Consider the following 13,725-nt stretch of genomic DNA (forward strand, 5'->3'; position numbering starts at 1 on the left):
GGCGTCCGGTCCCGGCTACGGTACGCGTGCCGGGGCCCTTCTATAGGAATTCATACCAGGAGAGATGCCCCCGACGAGAAACGCGCGTTACCCCGTGATCGACCCCACGGGGGGTGAGCGGCACCGCCCGCCGCCCCCCGGCGCTCCGCTGCCCGGGTTCCCGCAATCACCTCTATATGTACTGACTCCGCCGATTCCGGACTCGACGTCGTCCCCCGCACTGACCGGGCGCGAGTGACATTGATAGACCGATCGGTCTATAGTGCCGAGTAGCGATCACGTTCCGCTATTGCAACCTGTTACAGTTTTGGCAATTCGGTCGTGGCCGCGGGTTGCGCCGGAATCGGCGTACCGTCGATGGCCGTACGGGACCCACGACACGCCCCGACTCATCACGACTTTTTGGAGGTCAGCACCGGTGGGCAATGCGTCCAAGACCAAGCTGGACAAGGTGGTCATCCGCATTGCGGGTGACTCGGGTGACGGTATGCAGCTCGCCGGTGACCAGTTCACCTCCGAGGCCGCCGCCTTCGGTAACGACCTGGCGACCCAGCCCAACTACCCGGCCGAGATCCGCGCTCCCCAGGGCACCATCCACGGTGTCTCGAGCTTCCAGATCCAGATCGCGGACTACGACATCCTCACGGCCGGTGACCGCCCCGATGTTCTGGTGGCGATGAACCCGGCAGCCCTCAAGGCCAACATCGACGACCTCCCCTCGGGCGGGATCCTCATCGTCAACTCCGACGAGTTCACCAAGCGCAATCTGACCAAGGTCGGCTACGAGTCCAACCCACTGGGGTCGCCGGCCTTCGAGGCGTTCCAGGTGCACGAGGTCGCGATGAGTACGTTGACGATCGGCGCGGTCGAGAGTGTGGACATCGGCAAGAAGGACGCCGAGCGCTGCAAGAACATGTTCGCGCTGGGCCTGCTCATGTGGATGTACGGTCGCACGGTCGACTCGATTGAGAACTTCCTCTCCGACAAGTTCGGCAAGAAGCCGGCCATCCTCGAGGCCAACATCCTCGCGCTGCGGTCGGGCTGGAACTACGGAGAGACCACCGAGGCGTTCGCCTCGGAGTACGAGATCGCCCCCGCCAAGCTGCCCTCGGGCCGCTACCGCCAGGTCACCGGTAACACCGCCCTGGCCTACGGGCTGGTGACCGCCGGTAAGTCCGCCGAGATGCCGGTGTTCCTGGGCACCTACCCCATCACCCCGGCCTCCGACATCCTGCATGAACTGAGCAAGCTCAAGCAGTTCGACGTGACCACGTTCCAGGCCGAGGACGAGATCGCCGGGATCGGCGCGGCACTGGGCGCCTCCTACGGCGGAGCACTCGGCGTGACGTCGACTTCCGGCCCCGGCCTGGCGCTGAAGTCCGAGGCCATCGGGCTGGCGGTGATGACCGAACTACCACTGGTGGTCATCGACGTCCAGCGTGGCGGACCCTCGACCGGTCTGCCCACCAAGACCGAGCAGTCCGACCTGCTGCAGGCCCTGTTCGGCCGCAACGGCGAATCGCCCGTGGCCGTAGTGGCCCCGCAGTCGCCGGCCGACTGCTTCGAGATAGCGCGCGAGGCCGCCCGCATCGCGGTCACCTACCGCACCCCGGTCATCGTGCTGTCCGACGGCGCGATCGCCAACGGCTCGGAACCGTGGCTGCTGCCCGAGGTCTCCACGCTGCCGGCCATCGAGAAGAACCTCGCCACCGCGCCCGAAGGCGAGGACGCCCCGGCGTACCTGCCGTACGCCCGCGACCCGCAGACCCTCGCCCGCGACTGGGCGGTCCCGGGTGAGCCGGGCCTCGAGCACCGCATCGGCGGGCTCGAGAAGGCCAACGGCACCGGCAACATCTCCTACACGCCGGAGAATCACGACCTCATGACCCGGACCCGCGCGCTGCGGATCGCGCGGATCGACGTGCCGGACCTCGAGGTCGACGACCCCACGGACGACGCCGACGTGCTGGTCGTGGGTTGGGGCTCGTCCTACGGGCCCATTGGCGAGGCCGTTCGCCGCGCCCGTGCCAACGGTCACCGCGTGGCCCGAGCGCACGTGCGTCACCTCAATCCCCTGCCCCACAACATCGCCGACGTGCTCGGGAAGTACCGGCGTATCCTGGTTCCGGAGATGAACCTGGGCCAGCTGGCGATGCTGCTCAAGGCCCGGTTCCCCGCCGACATCCAGCCCATCACGAAGGTGCACGGCATGGCCTTCTCCGCGGAAGAGCTGCAGACCGCCATCGAGGCCGAGTTCGCCGGCCGCCTGACCCACACCGAGCACGACAAGTACCGCTTGGCGCTCGACGGGGTCATCACCACCACCGGTGAGCCCGCGGCCCCCGCTCCTCGGGTCGGCCACACCGCAACCGGCACCGCCACCGCCAACCGAACCCGCTGACCTGCGAGCGAGGAGAGGATCCCCATGACCCCCACCGATTCCGGACTCGTCGGCAGCCCGCTGCCGCTCGACGCCCTGGCCTCGGTGCCCAAGGCCCCCGAGGGCTCGGCACCGCAGAAGCCAAAGGACTACACGTCTGACCAGGAGGTGCGCTGGTGCCCGGGCTGTGGTGACTACGTCATCCTGGCCACCATCCGTGCCCTTCTGCCCAAGCTCGGCCTCAAGCGCGAGAACATCACGTTCATCTCCGGCATCGGCTGCTCGAGCCGCTTTCCGTACTACCTCGAGACCTACGGGATGCACTCGATCCACGGCCGCGCCCCGGCGATCGCCACCGGGCTGGCCACCGCCCGTCCCGACCAGTCGGTGTGGGTGGTCACTGGTGACGGTGACGCCATGTCGATCGGCGGCAACCACCTGATCCACACGCTGCGCCGCAACGTGAACATGAACATTCTGCTGTTCAACAACCGGATCTACGGCCTGACCAAGGGGCAGTACTCGCCGACCTCGGAGACGGGCAAGATCACCAAGTCCAGCCCGATGGGTTCGCTGGACCACCCGTTCAACACCCTGTCGCTGGCCCTGGGCGCCCAGGGCACCTTCGTCGCCCGCGCTCTCGACTCGGACCGCAAGGGGCTCACCGAGGTCCTTGAGGCTGCCGCCCACCACCGCGGCACCAGCTTCGTGGAGATCATGCAGGACTGCCCGATCTTCAACGACGGCTCGTTCGACCTGCTACGCAAGGAAGACGCCGCCGACCACCTCATCCCGGTGCGCCACGGCGAGAAGATCGTGTTCGGCGACGAGGGACAGCACTGCGTCGTCCGCCGCGGCTTCTCTCTCGCCGTCGCCGCGACCGCGGACGTGGACGAGGCAGACATCATCGTCCACGACGCCTACACCGACGACCCCACCTACGCTCACGCCCTGGCCACACTGTCCAGCCAGGACCTCGAGTACACGGTCACCGGCATCATCCGGCAGGTGCGACGCGACACCTACGACGACCTCGCCCGCGGCCAGGTCGCCGCTGCCAAGGAGACTGCCACCAGCGATCTGCAGGCCCTGCTCGACGGCCCCAACACCTGGACCGTCGACTAGGGCCGTCGTCGCGGACGGGGGCGCGCCCCTCGCCGCGTCAACGGCGCCGACACACCCGCCCGCGGGGGCGGTCACCAGGTCAGATGCGCTCGGTGACCGTCCCCGTAACGCGTCCACGGGCGTCCCACGTGCGCTCCACCACGTCGGCCGTGCCGTGCTGGTCAATTCGTACGGCGGTGGTCGACCGGGTGCCGTACTGGCGACCGAGGCGGACGAACCGCGACGACAGTCGCCATTCGTGGGTGAGGGGCACGCCCGTGCGCGGCATCTTCCACGGGGATGCCGGCCGGCGGTCGGCGAGCACATCCAGCAGCGTCTCTGACCATTCCGGGCCCGTCATCGCGTCGGTGCTCATGAGCGCCCGCACATCGTGGACCGCGCCCACCACCTTCGGCCAGGGAGTGTCCAGGGACGCATTCGACAACCCGTGAACGCCGATCCCGAGCGGTAATGGGCCGCGCGTGGAGCGGTTGGAGGCCCACCACATCCGGTCCAGGTCACCGGCCAGGAGGTTCACGGGCCCGTAGCGGTCGAGATCGTCGACGACGTGGTGGGCGAACTCCGTGACGGGCACCGGCCCGGTGAGCGCATCGAGCGGCAGCTCGCCACGGGATGCGGGGGCGGGTTGCGAAGGCCCGGCCTCACGCACGTTGGTCACCGCCGCGAATCGTCCACCCGGTGCCACGGCGAGCCAGGTCCCGCCCGCGGACACGTCCCGGCCGGCGACGACGCCCCCGACCCCGTCCCGGTCGGCGACCCACTCGTGCAACGGCTCGGTCGGCCGACTCAGGACCTCGTCCCGGTTGGCCACCACGATCAGCGGGTAGAGGGGGTGGACCCGGCGGGCGATGACCAACATGCACATACCCCCACGGTACTTCCGGCGGAGTCAACGCAGCGCAAACCCCGCGGCCACAACACGGACCTAGCGGGGACGCCGCGGCACTAACCGGGCCAGTGCTCCGGGGGCGCGCCGGCGGGCGCAGGGCCAATGCTCTGTGCCAGTCGCGCGCGGGCGCGCGCCGTGCCGAGCCGCAGCAGCGGCCCACCGCCCTTGGGGCCGACATACGTCGTCCGGATCCCGACGCGGTCCAGGGCTGCGCGGAGCGCGTCACGTCGGGGCGCATGGTGCTCCGCCACGGCGTCAATGCCCAGCTCGACCGCTCCCCCGTCCGTGCTGCGGCCAGCGGTGAGAACCCAGAGGCGCAGCGCACCGGCGGAGGGCGTCCATCCCTCCGGCACCGCGGTGACGGCGCCACGCCGCCACCGGCGTACGACCGGGACGAGGGCCGGGGTTCGTGCAGTGGACACCGTGCACCGGCCGTCCGGACCCGCATCCGAGCGAACCGGCTCGAGACCCGCCTCAGCCAGGAGAATCTCCAGAGCGTCCGCCCGCCAGGCCGCGTCGAGGGCGACGGACACCTGAGCGAGCCCGCCCGCCAGGGTGGACTGGCCCCGGGCGGCCAACGCCCCCTCTAGATCCGAGGGCTCCGGGACGTGGTCGTCCGCGGCGAAGAACGACAGCTGCGTCACGGACGAAAGCCTACGGTCGACCCCCGACACATCGCGAGGCCCCCACCCGCGCGTGCGGTGGGGGCCTCGCCGAGATCGACCGGATCGGTCAGATGGCGCGGACCTCCTGGGCCTGCGGTCCCTTCTGCCCCTCGCCGACCTCGAACTCGACGCGCTGGTTCTCCTCGAGCGACTTGAAGCCCGAGCCCTCGATGGAGGAGTAGTGGACGAAGAGGTCGGCGGATCCGTCCTCAGGGGCGATGAACCCGTAGCCCTTCTCCGCGTTGAACCACTTGACGGTGCCCTGTGCCATATCTGATGCGTTCCTTTTCCGTACTGCCAGGTGCGACTCGCGGGATGGCCACGCGTGTCGGGCCGGCGACCCCGGCCGCGGCTGCCCGCGGACGGTGATGACGACCGGCTCCAGTACACCATGACGGCAGCAGGAGGAGAACAGATCCGGGGCAGGACGCTCGCACCCGACGGGAATTCGCTGCCGCCCGCCGGCCGCCCCCACCCGCGGCGGCTGCCCGCGCTCCCACCCGGCGAGGCGGTCAGAACGCCGCGCTCCCTCTACGGTCGAGGGGTGACGACTTACGGACGCGAACTCCTGGGCCACCTGCTCGAGCAGATGCCGGCCGGGCCGTCGCCGCTCACACATGCCGTGGACCTGCCCGCCCGCGACGCCCGGTATGACGACTGGCCTTCCTGGACTCACCCCGGTCTGGCCGACGAGCTACGCGGCCGCGGGGTCGACCGCCCGTGGGCTCACCAGGTGGCCACGGCCGAACACGCCCACGCCGGCCGCAACGTGGTGGTCGCGACGGGCACCGCGTCGGGCAAGTCCCTCGGTTACCAACTGCCCGCGCTCAGCGCGCTCGCGGCGGACCGCAACGCCTGCGTGCTGTACCTGGCCCCGACCAAGGCCCTCGGGCAGGACCAGCTGTCGTCTGTCATCTCACTGGTGGACGCCGTGCCCGCGCTCTCCCACGTGGCACCTGCCTCCTACGACGGTGACACCCCGACCGATGCCCGACCCTGGATCCGGGAGAACTCCAGATGGATCGTCACCAATCCCGACATGCTCCACCTGTCATTGCTCGGCAGGGCCCGGCAATGGACTCGGATTCTTCGGGGGCTCCGTTTTGTCGTCGTCGATGAATGTCATTCCTACCGTGGCGTGTTCGGCTCCAACGTCGCCCTCGTCCTGCGCCGGCTCGACCGCCTCGCACGGGCGCTCGGTGCTGCCCCGACATTTATCCTGGCCTCGGCCACCACCTCGGACGCCGGCGTCGCCGCGACCACTCTGGTCGGCCGCGACTGCGTGGAGGTCACCGACGACGCCTCTCCACAGGGCGGGCGGACCGTCGCCCTGTGGGAGCCGCCGCTGATGGAGGGCCTGTCCGGCGAACATGGGGCCCCTGTCCGGCGGCCCGCGCCGGTCGAGGCGTCCACACTGATGGCCACCCTCGTCGCCGAGGGCGCGCGGACCCTGACCTTCGTCCGGTCCCGGGCTGGCGCCGAGTCCACCGCGCTGCGCGCCCGCGAACGGTTGGCCTCCGAGCATGGCGCCCGCGGCCGCGAACTGGCCGGACGGATCGCCGCCTACCGCGCCGGGTACCTCGCCGACGACCGCCGCGCCCTCGAGCGCGGCCTCGCCGACGGGGAGCTGGTGGGGGTGGCGTCGACGTCGGCGCTTGAGCTGGGCGTGGACATTTCCGGGCTCGACGCCGTGGTCAGCGCCGGCTTCCCGGGCACCATCGCCTCGTTCTGGCAGCAGGCCGGACGTGCCGGGCGTCGCGGGCAGGGCGCGCTCGTGATGCTGGTGGCACGGGACGACCCGCTGGACACCTACCTGGTCCACCACCCCGAGGCGCTTCTGGGCCGCCCGGTCGAAGCAACCGTCACCGATCCCCGCAACCCGGTTCTCCTGGCCGGGCAGCTGCGGTGTGCTGTGAGCGAGCGGCCGATGTCTCACGAGGAGGCCCGGGCGTGGGGCGCCACCGAAGTGCTGGAACGGCTCGCCGACGACGGGCTGGTGCGGCGTCGGCCGGCCGGCTGGTACCCGGCCGCCGACGACCACAACCCGCACACCGAGGTCGACATCCGCGGCACGGGCGGGGCCGAGGTGGTGATCGTCGACGCCGCCGACGGACGCATGCTTGGCACGATCGACTCCGTCCGTGCCCGCTCCCAGGTCCATCCGGGGGCGCTTTACCTGCACCAGGGCGAGTCGTTTGTTGTGGACGAGTTGAACCTGGAGGATGGCCTCGCGCTGTGTCACCCGGAGGTGCCGGAGTGGACAACCAGTGCGCGCGAGCAGGTGTCGATCGACCTGGTGGACACCCTGGAGTCGGTGCCCGCCGGCCCGGTCACACTCTCGCTGGCCGACGTGGAGGTGACCACCCGCGTCACCGGCTACCAACGACGGCTGCGCGGCGGCGAGATCCTGGACGTGACCCCACTGGATCTGCCCGAGACGACGCTGGCCACGCGGGCCGTGATCTACACGCTCGCCCCACAGCTGCTGCGGGTCGCCGGGCTGGAGGAGGCGGATTGGCCGGGCGCGTTGCACGCGGCCGAGCATGCCGCGATCGGGTTGCTGCCACTGGTGGCGACGTGCGACCGCTGGGATATCGGTGGGGTGTCGACCGCCCTGCACCCGGACACCGGACTACCCACGGTGTTCGTCTACGACGGCTACGCCGGTGGTGCGGGATTCGCCGAGCGCGGATTCCGGCGCGCCACCTCGTGGCTGGGCGCGACACTGGCCGCGATCCGCTCCTGCGAGTGCGAGTCCGGCTGTCCCTCCTGCATCCAGTCACCCAAATGCGGCAACGGCAACGACCCCCTGTCCAAGCCGGGCGCGATCGCGCTGCTCACCGAGGTGGTGGGACAACTCCGGGCGGTCTGATCTCCTCCCAGTCCTCGTCGGCCCCGCCTGGGCAATTGCGGTGCACGGATCCGTCCGTGTCCTGGCGCCCGATGGGTTACCTTCGCTCTATGCGCACCATGGAGGCCCTGCGGTTCGCCCTCGCCAGCTCGGCGCTCGTCGCCTGCGGGGCGCTCACCGCCTGCGGGGCGGAGCCCGCGACCGACGACGCGGTCCCCGACCCCTCCGCCGACACGGCCACGTCCACGTCCACCCCCGGTGACGAGCGGGGCCGGTACGAGGCGTGGGCGGCAGCGTACGAGCCGTACTCAAACGGAGCCGACGAGCAGGCATACGCGCACCACAGGGATATCTGCGAGACACTTCGAAACGGCGAAACCAAGGGAAACGCCCGGTTCCCTGCGTTGTCGTCGGCCCAGTTCGTCCACGACGTGTGGGGGGTCGGCAATGCGGAGTGGCCCGAGGGGGACCTCCGCCCGGAGGTGATGGAGACGGTCATCGTCCCCACCTTGTGCCCCGACCAGCAGCAGGTCCTCGACGATGCCCGCGCCGGAAGGTTCGAGAAGGCACTGGCCACCGAGTTCGGCACCGGGAGGTTCCTGGTCGGCGAGGAGATACGAGCGGGCACCTACACGATCCGGGAACCGGTGTCGGACTGTTCCTGGGAACGCGCTGATTCCCGGGGAAATATCCTGGACAGTGCCACGGTCTCGGCGGCCCCGTCACTGACGGTCACGATTCTGGAATCAGATGCCGTGTTCACATCGATGTTCTGCGGCAACTGGATCCTGGCGGAGTAACGACGCCGGGCCTGCGCTCCCGGGACGGGTCGGCCTCACGCCGGCCCGGCCCGGGCGACCGCCACGGCCGACCGCGAACGGACCACCCCGAGGTCGACCTGTACCTCGGCCCGCACCACGACGTCGACGCCGTCGATGACGCACGCCCCGAGACGTGCCCGGTTCTCTCCGGCGACCCGGTCCGCGACCGTGCACGCGGGCTCGCCCGCCCGCAGCGCGTGCGCCCCGGCCAGCGCGGCGAGGTCGGCTGCCGCCCGGGCGGTGTGCGCGGCCGCCGACGCCCGGCCCACCATAAGTACCGCCACTGTCAGGGCCAGGACTGCGGCCACGGCGAAGGCGGTCATGACGGTCATGGCGCCCCTGTCGTCGCCGACGACCCGCAGCCACCGGCTGCGGCCTGTCATCCGACCACCCCCGGTTCTGATCGCGCGACGGCCCGGCCGCGGAGCTCGACGCCGGGGAGCCCGCGCGCCGGCGCCACGACTACGGCGGTGACGTACGGTCCGCCGACGTCCACGGATACCTCGGCGTCGGATGCCACGGCCCGGCCAGCCGATACCCCGTCGGCCGGCCCGGACATGGCCGCCACCCGCGCCGCCTCCCGTGCCGCATCGACAACCCGTATCTGAGCAAGCGCCGCGGCGGCCCCGGCGGCGGCGACGCTGATCACCACGACGAGTGAGGCGATGCCCAGGGCGGCCTCCACCGTCACCGACCCGTCGTCGCGGGCCGTCGCCGCGCGGTGCCACCGCAGCATCATCACACCGAGGTGTTGAGCGCCTGCTCGATGATCCCGCCGAGCGCGTCGGGTATCGAATCGCCGCTGACCACGGTGTAGAGGACCGCGCCGAATGCCGCCGCGGCGATAGTGCCCACGGCGTACTCGACCGTCGACATGCCGGCATCCCGCTTGCTCACGGAACTGAACCGCCGGGACAGCGTTGCACGGGCCCTGATGGCCGCCATCCCGGGGGCGGCGATGATCCGGGCGGCCGTCGTGCTGGTGAGGTGCGTGTTCATCTGCGTTCTCCTTCTTCAGTGACCGGGTCGGCGTCTCCGCCCCGGAATCGGTGTGGCCGGCGGGTCCGCTCACGGCAGGACTCCCGGCAGCATCCCGTCGGCTAGTCCCACCACGACGGGGAGAACTCCCAGGCACACAAACGCCGGGAGGAAGCACAGGCCAAGAGGACCTGCGACCAGGACGGCAGCCCGCTCGGCGCGGGCCATGGCTGTGGCGTCGGCCTCGGAGCGCAGCCGGCCGGCCGCGTGCTCGAGGGCCGCTCGCACGGATCCGCCGCCGTCGGTCGCGCGAGCCAACTCCGAGGCGATCGGGGCCAGCCGGGCGGCGCCCGTGACCTCACGCCAGGCCTCGGCGGGAGTGGCGCCGAGACGCATCCGTGCTGCAGCCGCCCGCAATGGGCGTGCCGAGGCAGGGTCGGTGTGCTCGACCGCGTCGGAGACCGCCGACAGTGCGTCGGGTGCGGGGAGTCCTGCCAGCAGCGCAGCCCCCAGCAGATCCACCAGTTGGGCCAGGGCTCCGGTGTCGGCGGGGGCGGTGCGTGGACGGACAATCCGGCCGAGGACACCGGCCACCGACAGCGGCAGGAACCGGGCGCCGGATCGGGCACGGCCGCGGACCCGGGGTGGCGGTGCGCCGGCCCCAGTCCGGAGCTCGTCCACCCTGTCGGCGGCACGTGCACGCCACGGCGCCACGCACAGCGCGGCCGCGAGCATCAGGACGGCAGCGGTCATCGGGCGGCACCGCCCGCGATCCGGTCAGTCCACAGCAGCCCGGCGGCCAGCAGGACCGCCCCGGCCAGGCACAACACGCCGCCGAGCGCGCCGTCCAGGAGGACTCCCAGGGGGTCGGCGCCGAATCCGGACCCCAGGAGCACGCCCAGTCCGGGAAGGGCGGTGAGGATGACGGCGGTGGCGCGTGGCCCGGCCAGGGTGGCGTCCACCCGGATCGCGCGCTGCCGCCGGGAGGCCACGTCGGCCCGCAGTCCGTCGACGACGTCGGCCAGCACGACGCCGTGCCGGTTGGCCAGGAGCCAGGCGCCGGCCAGTTCACCGGCGACCCGGTCTTCGCCCGGACCTGCACCGCCCGCCGGACGCAGGGCTGCGGCGACGTCGCCCCCCAGGCGAGCATGGGAGCCGGCCGTGGTGAGTATCCCGGCCACCTGCGGGTCGTGTGCCCCCGCCGCGTCGGCGGCCTGCCCGAGGGCGCGCCCCGGACTGGCGCCGGCGCGCAGAGCCGACGAGGCATCGTCGAGAGCGCGCTCCCACGCTTCCAACCGCACGAGGCGCTTCCGGCGCTCGGTGGCCCGACGGTACAGGTCAGCAGCAGTTCCGCCGAGTACGGCGGCCGCGCACGCGTGGAATGGGCCCGCCCCCATGAGCCCGACGGTGCCCGCGATGAGGGGCCACAGCACTCCTGCCGGTACCTGCGCGAGCGCACTGCGCACGCCGGTGGGCCACGCGCCGACCCCCGGACGACCGCTGACGGTAGCGCGACCGCCGACGCCCGAGCCGCGGCCCGATATGCCGCCGTCGGCCCCGAGGGCACGAAGGCGTCCGACCGCGACCCCGCCCGGCCAGACCAGCAGCGCAGCTGCCAGGAGCAGCGCGACCGTCACGGAGCCCGCTCCTCGAGGAGTGCGACCAGAGCCGCACGACCTGGGGCTGTTCCCCCGTCCGCCCGCCAGGCCGGGTCCACGACGATCCCGTGCACCCCGCGCCGAACCACCCCGATCGAGTCGACCCCCCGTCGCCCGTCGGGTAACCGGCGCATCCCCACCACCACTCGCAACGACGCCGCGACCTGCGCCGACAGGGCCGCCCGGTCGAGGCCACCGAGCGCACCGAGCGCTTCCAGTCGGGCCGGCAGCTCGGTCGGCGAGTTGGCGTGGACGGTGCCGGCGCTGCCGTCGTGCCCGGTATTGAGAGCGGCCAGCAGGTCAGCGACCTCGCCGCCGCGCACCTCCCCCACCGCGATCCGGTCCGGGCGCATGCGCAGGGCCTGCCGGACCAGGTCGGCCATGGTCACCTCGCCGGCGCCCTCAACGTTGCCGTGCCGGACCACCAGGCGCACGACGTGCGGGTGGGCGGGCCGCAACTCCGGAGAGTCCTCGACGCACAGAAGCCTCTCGGTCGCTGGGACGAGCCCCAGCAGCGCCGCGAGCATGGTGGTTTTTCCCGAGCCGGTCCCGCCCACCACGAGATACCCCACCCGGGCATCGACCAGACCGCGCAGCAGCGGCTCAGCGGTGGCGGGAACCGTTCCCGCCTCAACGAGCCGGTCGAACGTCGCCTGCGCCGGCCTCGACACCCGCAGGGACAGGCAGGTCCCGTCCACGGCCACCGGCGGCAGCACCGCGTGCAGCCGCCACGCCATCCCGTCTCGTGAGCGCACCACTCCGTCGGCCCAGGGGCGCGCGTCGTCGAGCCGCTGGCCGGCCCGCCCGGCCAGTCGCACCGCGAGGGTCCGCAGCTCGGCCTCGGTCGGCACCACGACGTCCGTCTCCTCCAGTCCCCGCCCGCGGTCCACCAGCGCCGGGCCGGGTCCGTCGACCACTACGTCGGTTACCCCCGGGCTCGCCAACAATGCCTCAAGCGGTCCGGCACCGGCGAGGTGCTCGCGGACCAATCGGGCGGTCTGCAGCAGATCGAGGTGCCCGTGCAGCACCCCGGACTCGGCCCTCACGGCGCGAACCACCTCGTCCGGCTCGGGCTCCACTCCCAGTCCCGCGAGCCGCGCGCGGACCCTGTCCACGAGGTCGGCGGAAGGCGCGACCACGCCCGGATCGTCACCGTTCACCGAGAGTCACCTGCTCCAGTAACGAGTCGGCGACCGCGGCGAGTCTCCGCACCCGGCCCGCCCGGCCGCGGCGCAGAGAGTCGCCCAGTCCGCCTGCGCCGGCCGCGCGGCGCACCGCGCCGATCTCGGGCAGGACATACCAGTGCGCCGCCCCGGCCGAATCGGCGATGTCGGCCGCGTGCAGGGGGTCGCCGCGTCCGGCCCGGACCACCAGAACTGCGCCGGGTACGTCGCTCACCGCACGGCCAGCGGCGACCGCGCCCTGGATATCGGCCCTGGTGGCGACGACGACGAGATCGGCGCCGGCGAGCGCTGGCCCGGCGTCGGCCAGACCGCCGAGATCGCTCACCACAAGCCCCCCGGCCGCCCGGTGGGCCTGCACCGCGCCCGGAGCACCATCGGGGACGCGGGCCGGGTCGGCGTCGGCAGGTCGACTCCTGGACCTGGCCAGCACGCCGAGCCCTGGCTGCGCCTCCGGCACCGCGCCCCACAGGGCTTCCGGATCGGGCCCGCCCAGATCTGCGCGCACGTCCTCGATTCGCAGCCCGGGCCTGCCCTCGGCACCCAGCAGGAGGTCGAGGCCGGTGCCGTGCGGGTCCGCTTCCACCAGCAGGGTCCGGAGTGACGGAGCGGCCCGCACCGCCAGTGCCGCCGCCAGCGTGCTGGCCCCGCAGCCGCCCACCGCGCCCGTGACCACGATGAACGGCCCTGACCTGGTCTGCAGCGGCGCGAGCAGCGCCCCCACGAGATCGCCGGTGCCTGACGGCAGGCGGACCACCCCGTCGTCGTCGTCCGGTTCCCTGTCGGACCCGACCCGTACGACGCGTGACCCTCCGGCCCACGTCGCCGCGTCCGCACGATCGGTGACCACCACATCGGTGGGCGACCCACCCACTGTGCCCGGGTCCAGGGCCAGAGCGGCCACCACGGCGCGCACATCGGCGTCCAGGTCGGGGTCGGCGACGGCCACCGTGACGGACCGCGCTCTCGTAGTCGTGTTCACGGAGCCCAGCCTCGACCATCGATCCGGCCGTGACCGGCGTCGTGGGGGCCCACGGCCGACGGCCTGTGGAGGGGGAGCGGGCTGTGGAATTGCGCGGAAATGCAAGAGACCGCGGCAGGGGGGTGCCGCGGTCTCTCAAAGCGCCAGTTCTCGGGGGGCGGAACTGGGCACCTTTAGGGGGATGCCCATTACGGG

Annotated in this window: 14 protein-coding genes; 4 read left to right on the forward strand and 10 right to left on the reverse strand. The window is 71.9% G+C overall.

Translation table 11 applies throughout. The annotated features are described in order from the left end of the window. The first annotated feature begins 418 nt into the window (after positions 1 to 418). Positions 419 to 2,401, forward strand: a complete 1,983-nt coding sequence (locus tag FQ137_RS00675) for a 2-oxoacid:acceptor oxidoreductase subunit alpha (RefSeq protein WP_149290690.1) — start codon at positions 419 to 421, stop codon at positions 2,399 to 2,401. Positions 2,402 to 2,425: 24 nt separating this feature from the next. Continuing rightward, positions 2,426 to 3,505 carry a 2-oxoacid:ferredoxin oxidoreductase subunit beta gene (locus FQ137_RS00680; protein ID WP_149290691.1) on the forward strand — a complete coding sequence of 360 codons (1,080 nt, stop codon included), beginning with the start codon at positions 2,426 to 2,428 and terminating at the stop codon, positions 3,503 to 3,505. A gap of 79 nt (positions 3,506 to 3,584) precedes the next feature. Here the strand turns inward: FQ137_RS00680 and FQ137_RS00685 are convergent, their stop codons facing one another. The 3 genes from FQ137_RS00685 to FQ137_RS00695 all read right to left on the reverse strand — a co-directional run bounded on the left by FQ137_RS00685 (position 3,585) and on the right by FQ137_RS00695 (position 5,330). Next, positions 3,585 to 4,370, reverse strand: a complete 786-nt coding sequence (locus tag FQ137_RS00685; protein ID WP_149290692.1) for an NRDE family protein — start codon at positions 4,368 to 4,370, stop codon at positions 3,585 to 3,587. A gap of 80 nt (positions 4,371 to 4,450) precedes the next feature. Next, positions 4,451 to 5,038, reverse strand: a complete 588-nt coding sequence (locus FQ137_RS00690) for a hypothetical protein (protein ID WP_188064699.1) — start codon at positions 5,036 to 5,038, stop codon at positions 4,451 to 4,453. 88 nt (positions 5,039 to 5,126) lie between these two features. Beyond that, positions 5,127 to 5,330, reverse strand: coding sequence for a cold-shock protein (locus tag FQ137_RS00695; protein WP_067711447.1), 204 nt, complete (start codon positions 5,328 to 5,330; stop codon positions 5,127 to 5,129). Between the two features lie 273 nt (positions 5,331 to 5,603). Between FQ137_RS00695 and FQ137_RS00700 the strand changes: the two genes are divergently transcribed. Then, a complete protein-coding gene (locus FQ137_RS00700; protein WP_188064701.1) occupies positions 5,604 to 7,931 on the forward strand; it encodes a DEAD/DEAH box helicase in 2,328 nt (775 codons plus the stop codon). Positions 7,932 to 8,020: 89 nt separating this feature from the next. After that, the gene (locus FQ137_RS00705) at positions 8,021 to 8,710 is read left to right on the forward strand and encodes a hypothetical protein (protein ID WP_149290694.1); all 690 of its coding nucleotides are present in this window, start codon (positions 8,021 to 8,023) and stop codon (positions 8,708 to 8,710) included. 35 nt (positions 8,711 to 8,745) lie between these two features. Here the strand turns inward: FQ137_RS00705 and FQ137_RS00710 are convergent, their stop codons facing one another. From FQ137_RS00710 to FQ137_RS00740, 7 genes are all read right to left on the reverse strand, one after another. Beyond that, positions 8,746 to 9,114 carry an Rv3654c family TadE-like protein gene (locus FQ137_RS00710; protein ID WP_255583284.1) on the reverse strand — a complete coding sequence of 123 codons (369 nt, stop codon included), beginning with the start codon at positions 9,112 to 9,114 and terminating at the stop codon, positions 8,746 to 8,748. Further along, positions 9,111 to 9,470: a TadE family type IV pilus minor pilin gene (locus FQ137_RS00715; protein WP_149292544.1), complete on the reverse strand. Its 360-nt coding sequence runs from the start codon at positions 9,468 to 9,470 to the stop codon at positions 9,111 to 9,113. The genes FQ137_RS00710 and FQ137_RS00715 overlap by 4 nt, the downstream gene beginning before the upstream one ends. Beyond that, positions 9,470 to 9,676, reverse strand: a complete 207-nt coding sequence (locus FQ137_RS00720) for a DUF4244 domain-containing protein (RefSeq protein ID WP_255584091.1) — start codon at positions 9,674 to 9,676, stop codon at positions 9,470 to 9,472. The genes FQ137_RS00715 and FQ137_RS00720 overlap by 1 nt, the downstream gene beginning before the upstream one ends. A 123-nt stretch (positions 9,677 to 9,799) precedes the next feature. Further along, on the reverse strand, positions 9,800 to 10,462 hold the full coding sequence (locus FQ137_RS00725; RefSeq protein WP_149290696.1) for a type II secretion system F family protein: 663 nt from the start codon (positions 10,460 to 10,462) through the stop codon (positions 9,800 to 9,802). Beyond that, positions 10,459 to 11,346: a type II secretion system F family protein gene (locus FQ137_RS00730; RefSeq protein ID WP_149290697.1), complete on the reverse strand. Its 888-nt coding sequence runs from the start codon at positions 11,344 to 11,346 to the stop codon at positions 10,459 to 10,461. Before FQ137_RS00730 ends, FQ137_RS00725 begins: the two co-directional genes overlap by 4 nt. Then, positions 11,343 to 12,527, reverse strand: coding sequence for a TadA family conjugal transfer-associated ATPase (locus FQ137_RS00735; protein ID WP_255583285.1), 1,185 nt, complete (start codon positions 12,525 to 12,527; stop codon positions 11,343 to 11,345). Before FQ137_RS00735 ends, FQ137_RS00730 begins: the two co-directional genes overlap by 4 nt. Beyond that, positions 12,517 to 13,530: a chromosome partitioning protein gene (locus FQ137_RS00740; RefSeq protein ID WP_255583286.1), complete on the reverse strand. Its 1,014-nt coding sequence runs from the start codon at positions 13,528 to 13,530 to the stop codon at positions 12,517 to 12,519. Before FQ137_RS00740 ends, FQ137_RS00735 begins: the two co-directional genes overlap by 11 nt. Between the last annotated feature and the right edge of the window lie 195 nt (positions 13,531 to 13,725).

The organism is Dietzia sp. ANT_WB102 (genome assembly GCF_008369165.1).
In the GTDB taxonomy this organism is placed as follows: domain Bacteria; phylum Actinomycetota; class Actinomycetes; order Mycobacteriales; family Mycobacteriaceae; genus Dietzia.

Coding starts and splice junctions, on each gene's coding strand:
- FQ137_RS00680 (WP_149290691.1), top strand. CDS start 2,426: ATGACCCCCACCGATTCCGGACTCGTCGGCAGCCCGCTGCCGCTCGAC.
- FQ137_RS00685 (WP_149290692.1), bottom strand. CDS start 4,370: ATGTGCATGTTGGTCATCGCCCGCCGGGTCCACCCCCTCTACCCGCTG.
- FQ137_RS00695 (WP_067711447.1), bottom strand. CDS start 5,330: ATGGCACAGGGCACCGTCAAGTGGTTCAACGCGGAGAAGGGCTACGGG.
- FQ137_RS00705 (WP_149290694.1), top strand. CDS start 8,021: ATGCGCACCATGGAGGCCCTGCGGTTCGCCCTCGCCAGCTCGGCGCTC.
- FQ137_RS00710 (WP_255583284.1), bottom strand. CDS start 9,114: ATGACAGGCCGCAGCCGGTGGCTGCGGGTCGTCGGCGACGACAGGGGC.
- FQ137_RS00715 (WP_149292544.1), bottom strand. CDS start 9,470: ATGATGCTGCGGTGGCACCGCGCGGCGACGGCCCGCGACGACGGGTCG.
- FQ137_RS00720 (WP_255584091.1), bottom strand. CDS start 9,676: ATGGCGGCCATCAGGGCCCGTGCAACGCTGTCCCGGCGGTTCAGTTCC.
- FQ137_RS00725 (WP_149290696.1), bottom strand. CDS start 10,462: ATGACCGCTGCCGTCCTGATGCTCGCGGCCGCGCTGTGCGTGGCGCCG.